Source organism: Oleiphilus sp. HI0066, assembly GCF_001635725.1.
Genome location: NZ_LWFH01000798.1, coordinates 1 through 603, shown reverse-complemented (window position 1 = coordinate 603; position 603 = coordinate 1). Strand labels below are relative to the sequence as shown.

At 43.4% G+C, this 603-nt stretch carries 1 protein-coding gene; it reads right to left on the bottom strand.

Annotated features, from left to right (window positions below; genetic code table 11):
• Positions 1-161: 161 nt before the first annotated feature.
• Positions 162-603 (bottom strand): chemotaxis protein CheW (locus A3738_RS09555; protein WP_068763570.1); only part of this gene is annotated, 442 nt, incomplete at its 5' end.

Sequence of the window (603 nt, the reverse complement as noted above, 5' to 3'; positions counted from 1 at the left end):
GAGAAGTTGAGCGCAAACATCACAGCGCTCAAACCGATGATGAAAAACACCGCGTGGTTCAAGCCTAATAAAACAAGCTCAATGATCGGAAATAGCAAAACGAAAAACGATAACAGTTCTTTTTGCAGCGTTTTCTGAATCATTTCAGGAGCGACTCTGATTTACGCTAGTTTAATGGCCAGTGACTCTAGATATTCCAAGCTCGGAATCACCGCATATTCTCCATCGACCCTAATACGGCTATGTTCAGCAGGAGAATCGCTCTGCTCTTCTTCTTGAATGATATCCTTACTCACCTTTACTAAGCGCGGGAGACCTTGAGTGAGAATGGCGCTAAAAGGTAACTTCTGATTATCTAGCCCAACGCTATTAATTACAGCTATACGCGCTTGAGTATTCCGAGCGGGTTTCTCTTGGCCATTGGCAACTTCATAGCTTAGCAATGGAACCTGTATACCCCGCCACATAATATTTCCTAGAAAATATTCTGGCCCTTCTGCTTCTTGTGGTTTGGTATATTCAATTACCTCGGCCACACTCACGTTTGGCAACACCAACTTAGTGCCTTCAACCGGCAAATATAAACTCGAAATTAGCTCTGAT